Annotated in this window: 5 protein-coding genes and 1 tRNA gene; 3 read left to right on the top strand and 3 right to left on the bottom strand. The window is 68.2% G+C overall.

From position 1 onward, the window contains the following. Positions 1-214 precede the first annotated feature (214 nt). The 3 genes from ACI3KS_RS19490 to ACI3KS_RS19480 all read right to left on the bottom strand — a co-directional run bounded on the left by ACI3KS_RS19490 (position 215) and on the right by ACI3KS_RS19480 (position 1,639). Complete coding sequence (locus ACI3KS_RS19490) at positions 215-967, bottom strand: DedA family protein (RefSeq protein WP_404920193.1); 753 nt, start codon at positions 965-967, stop codon at positions 215-217. Between the two features lie 92 nt (positions 968-1,059). Beyond that, a tRNA-Leu gene (locus ACI3KS_RS19485) sits at positions 1,060-1,141 on the bottom strand. Between the two features lie 45 nt (positions 1,142-1,186). Beyond that, positions 1,187-1,639 carry a DUF6389 family protein gene (locus tag ACI3KS_RS19480; protein WP_404920192.1) on the bottom strand — a complete coding sequence of 151 codons (453 nt, stop codon included), beginning with the start codon at positions 1,637-1,639 and terminating at the stop codon, positions 1,187-1,189. 73 nt (positions 1,640-1,712) lie between these two features. Between ACI3KS_RS19480 and ACI3KS_RS19475 the strand changes: the two genes are divergently transcribed. Genes ACI3KS_RS19475 through ACI3KS_RS19465 form a run of 3 tightly spaced genes read left to right on the top strand, consistent with a single transcriptional unit; the run spans position 1,713 to position 4,644 of the window. Then, positions 1,713-2,906: a CpaF family protein gene (locus ACI3KS_RS19475; protein ID WP_404920191.1), complete on the top strand. Its 1,194-nt coding sequence runs from the start codon at positions 1,713-1,715 to the stop codon at positions 2,904-2,906. Next, the gene (locus ACI3KS_RS19470) at positions 2,903-3,763 is read left to right on the top strand and encodes a type II secretion system F family protein (protein WP_404920190.1); all 861 of its coding nucleotides are present in this window, start codon (positions 2,903-2,905) and stop codon (positions 3,761-3,763) included. The genes ACI3KS_RS19475 and ACI3KS_RS19470 overlap by 4 nt, the downstream gene beginning before the upstream one ends. Further along, a complete protein-coding gene (locus ACI3KS_RS19465; RefSeq protein WP_404920189.1) occupies positions 3,760-4,644 on the top strand; it encodes a type II secretion system F family protein in 885 nt (294 codons plus the stop codon). Before ACI3KS_RS19470 ends, ACI3KS_RS19465 begins: the two co-directional genes overlap by 4 nt. Positions 4,645-4,926 lie beyond the last annotated feature (282 nt).

The following is a 4,926-nucleotide window of genomic DNA, read 5'->3' as shown; positions in this document are numbered from 1 at the left end:
ATCGTGGGCTGCGCCCCGGGGGGAAGGAATGGCGGTGGCGGGGGAATGGGCGGAATCGATACGCCGCCAGGGATGCTCGGATCGGCCTCGTCAGACATTCCCCACCCCCGGTTCGCGCCCGCAACCGGGCGTCATCCAGAAGATAGCGGTATTTCCGGACTCGTCGCCATTCCGAGTCGTCATGAACCTGCGGAGCGCGTGACCTGCGCCGGGCTCAGCGCCGGTCGTCGTCCCCGTCGAGGTCCAGGGCGAGATCCTTCGCCTCTTCGGCATCCGTCACGACGTCCTCACCTTCGGCCGCAGCCTTCTTGGCCTTGTGGCGCTCCTGGAAGTAGTGGAACAGGGTCACGATCGCCGTGCCACCGACCGCGGCGAGGAGGATCAGATCGATGTAGCTCTCGACGAAGTCTGCGACAGGGGGGATGAACCCGATCAGATACCCGAACATCGTGAGTCCGAATCCCCAGAGAATCGCCCCGATGAGGTTGTACAGCGAGTACTTGCGCCAGGGCATGTGCCCGACGCCGGCGGCGACCGGGGCGAAGGTGCGCACAATCGGAACGAAGCGGGCGAGGATGACCGTGATTCCGCCGAAGCGCTCGAAGAACGCATTGGTCCGTTCCACGTTCTTGCGGCTGAACAGGCCTGATTCCTTGCGCTCGAACACCGCGGGACCGCCCTTGTGGCCGATCAGGTATCCCACCTCGCCGCCGATGAATGCCGAGAGCCCGATGAGCAGTGAGACGAACCAGATGTTCAGGCCGAAGACGCCGTGCGGCAGCGTCGCCGTCGAGTGCGACAGCAGACCGGAGATCACGAGAAGCGTGTCACCGGGCAGGAGGAACCCGACGAGCAGACCGGTTTCGGCGAACACGATGAAGCAGACGACCAGCAGGGCCCACGGTCCGGCACTCCCGATGATCGTGGCAGGGTCGAGCCACGGAATGAGTGCCGTCGGCGCGTGCATCATGGTTTCCAGCACAGGGAGTTCCCGTCGGTCGTGACATGGTCGTCGGTGGGATGCCGGTGATGCGGCATGGGATGCCGATCACGTTCGCGTGCGGAAGGTGGGACTTGAACCCACACGCCCTGGGGCACAGGAACCTAAATCCTGCGTGTCTGCCAATTTCACCACTCCCGCGCGGTGGTACGAGTCTACTGATCCGCCGGGACCTGATGCTGGGGATCAGCCCGCAGCTTCGGGGGAGGGCAGCTCTCGCGGATCCGTCTCGCCGTCCGGGGTCTCCAGGGTCCACACGATGCCGTCGCCCCCGGACGGGATGAGCCCCGACAGCCACCCCGCGACGACGTCGATGATCGCATCGAGCAGTGCCTCGCGTGACCAGCTCTGCGGCCGTGCGGGCACGTCGAGCGTCCAACCGTCCTCTGTCCATGCGATGTCGACGAGATGACGGTCCTCGCCGAGCCGCTGCTGCGTGACGAACACGGACTCTCCCTCGAACCTCGCCCACACGTCGAACGGCCCCTCGGCGTCGTCGTCGAGGAACACGTCGAGGACGATCATGTCGACGGATGCCGCGGCGGCGGCATCCGCGATGAGGACGAGGCGGCGGCGGACCTCGGTGTCGGTGGTCGCCAGCGCGGCGTGCAGGGCGGTGGCGTAATCGTCTGCGGTCACGAGATGAGCATAGGGTGCGCGGTCCTGTGGATAACTTCGGCGGCGCCGGGGCGAATGTTGCGAAGATGCTCCGATGAACCAGCCGTCCGTGATCGTCGCCGAGCGCGTACGGCTGCGGCTGCGCGCCGACGGCGTCGATCCGGCCGTCGACCCCGATGCGGCGCGCGGGGTCGCCCTCGCCGAGGTGCGACGCTTCAACGACGCCGCTCTCGCGCGCGGGGAGACACTCATCGCCGACGAGATCGGTTGCGTGCGCGATGTGCTCGCGGCGGTCAGCGGTTTCGGCCCGCTCCAGCCACTGCTCGATGACCCGGAGATCGAGGAGATCTGGCTCAACGGCCCCGAGCGCGTGCACGTCGCCCGCGGCGGGGTCTCGCAGCGGATCGACCTCGCGTTGACGGATGTTCAGTTGAGAGACCTCGTCGAGCGGATGCTGCAGTCCGCCGGGCGACGCGTGGACATCAGCCAACCGTTCGTCGACGCCTCGCTTCCGGACGGATCGCGTCTGCACGTCGCGATCGCCGACGTGGTGCGCGGCGGCTGGGCGGTGAACATCCGGAAGTTCTTGGCGGGCCATCGCACCCTCGAAGCCCTCGTCGGCCAGGGATCGCTCTCGAACGGGCTCGCCGTCACGCTGCGCCGCGCGATGCGGGAGGGACGCAGCGTCATCGTGTCGGGAGCGACGCACGCGGGCAAGACGACGATGCTGGGGGCGTTGCTCGCGTCATGCGCCGATCGTCAGCGGATCGTCACCGTGGAGGAGACGTTCGAACTCTCCGTCGACGGTCCGGACCTCGTGGCCCTGCAAGGTCGGCAGGCGAATCTCGAGGGTCATGGTGAGATCACCCTGCGCCGCCTGGTGAAGGAGGCGCTGCGGATGCGGCCGGATCGCCTCGTCGTCGGAGAGGTGAGAGACGCGGAGGCGCTCGATCTCGTGCTCGCGCTGAACACAGGGGTGCCGGGAGCCGCGACCGTGCATGCGAACTCGGCGGCCGAGGCGCTCGACAAGCTGACGCTGCTCCCGCTGCTGGCGGGCCGGAACATCGACCGTGCGTTCATCGCGCCGGTACTCGCCTCTGCGGTCGATCTGGTCGTTCACTGCGTGCGCGACCAGGACGGGTCGCGGCGGGTGCATGAGGTGATCGCTCCGACCGGCGAGATCGTCGACGGGCGCATCCTCACCAGAACCGTGTACGGACGGGGAATGGACACCCCGACCCGCACTTGGCGCCGAGGAGAGCTGCGTGCCTCGGGGGTCGTCGCATGACCGTCCTTCTGGGAGTGCTGCTCGCGGCGGGGATGTTGCTGGGAGCATCCCCATGGCTGTGGCCCAGACGTGACCGATCCGCAGAGCCCGTCGATCGCGGTGGTCGGCTGCAGCGACTCGCCGGGGAGGCCGGTTTCGGTGCCGTGCCCGGCTGGATGGTCGGTACCTCCATGATCGCTCTGGCGCTCGCCGCGGCATCCGTCGTCTGGCTGGCGACCGCGCTTCCGGTGCTGGCCGTGCTCGCGGCGCTCGCGGGCGCATGGGCGCCGGTGCTGTTCCTGCGCGCGCGTCGGCTCAGGTTGCGAAAGGTGCGTCGACAGCTCTGGCCCGATGTGTGCGACCTGCTGGTCGCGTCGATCCGCGTGGGGCTGTCGTTGCCGGATGCTGTTGCGAGCCTCGCCGACTCGGCACCGGGCGTGCTCCGACCGGCGTTCGCGGTGTTCGCCCGCGATCTGCGCGCGACGGGGCGGTTCGAGGCGAGTCTCGATCGGCTCAAGGAGTCTCTCGCCGATCCCATCGGCGATCGCATCGCCGAGACGCTGCGGATGGCCAGGCAGGTGGGCGGCACCGAGCTGACGTCAGTGCTGCGCGCGTTGTCATCATCGGTGCGAGCCGACGCGGCTCTTCGGGGCGAAGTGGAGGCGCGACAATCGTGGATTCGCGGCGCGGCGGTGCTGGGGGCCGTCGCGCCATGGGTGATCCTCGGTCTGCTCGTGATGCGCCCCGAGGGGGCCTCGGCCTATGCGACGCCCGAAGGGGTGATCGTGATCTGCGCCGGTGCCGGGGTGTCGGTGGTGGCCTACCGGATCATGATCCGCATCGGCAGGCTGCCTGAGCCTCGGCGGTGGTTCGGATGAACGGCGTATCCGCGGTCGCGATGGCCCTGCTGCTCGGCGGGACTTTCGCCGGCGGAGTGCTCAGCATCCTCGCGGCGCTGCCGCGCTGGCGAGCCATGCCGCTGGCGGTGCGTATCGCCCCCTACGTGCGCGACGTGGTGCCGGATGTCGCGCTGCCGGGCGAGGCGCTCCCTCGGGTCGGTGTGCTGCCGACGGCACGCCGAACGCCCTGGGAACACGCCAGAGCGCTGTTCGAACGCGTTCTGGGTGGCGGCGATGCGCTGCGACATCGTCTGGCGCAGGCCGGTCTGCAGCAGGAGCCGTCGGCCTTCCGTGGCCGGCAGCTCGCCTGGTCGCTGGCCGGGGCGGCCGTGGGGGCCGTCGTGCTCATCGTGCTCGCACTCACGGGGAGGATGACGTTCCCTGTCGTCCTGGTGCCGCTCATCGCCGGCGCTGCGGCGGGCTCGGCGTACGACGCCCAGCTCAGCGCGCGGGCCAAGGCCCGGCGCACACGACTCGCCGATGAACTGCCGACCACGCTGGAGTTCCTCGCCCTGTGCCTGTCTGCCGGCGAAGGATTCCTCGACGCGCTGCGCAGAGTGGCGGCGATCGGATCGGGCGAACTCACCGCGGAACTGCGCCAGGTGGTGCTGGCGGTCGGCACGGGGTCGTCGCTCGCCGATGCCCTCTCGGCGATGTCGGTACGGCTTCAGCTTCCCGGCATCTCGCGGGCGGTCGACCAGGTGATCGCAGCCCTGGAGCATGGGGCTCCGCTGGCTGCGGTACTGCAGGCCCAGGCCGGAGACGCCCGCGAGGAGGCGGCTCGCACGCTCATCGAACAGGCCGGGCGGAAGGAGATCCTCATGCTCCTCCCGCACAAGATTAGGTTTGCACCTTGCTGATGGATGACCTCGGCCTAGCTACGCCCAACTGCCCTGAGTGTCTGGAGCCTATGCAGCCTCGTGCAGCGTGGTGGTTCTGTCAGCCGTGTCATGTCTACGTTGACGTGACCGGGCGGCGTATGCAGCCGTGAACATGAACATATCTCCAAGATCGACTAGTTGTGATGTCCAGGGACGTTGTTGCGTGAATCGCGGTTGATCTGTCGATGAGTGAAGGCCTCCCGTTATGGAGTGGAGCTGTCTAGGAACCGCTTCTCACAACAGGAGGCCTTCGTGTCCCAC

Origin of the sequence: Microbacterium sp. ZW T5_45 (genome assembly GCF_044987415.1) — a bacterium.
In the GTDB taxonomy this organism is placed as follows: Bacteria; Actinomycetota; Actinomycetes; order Actinomycetales; family Microbacteriaceae; genus Microbacterium.
Note: the sequence above shows the minus strand (reverse complement) of the source record. Positions and strands in the feature narration are given on the sequence as shown.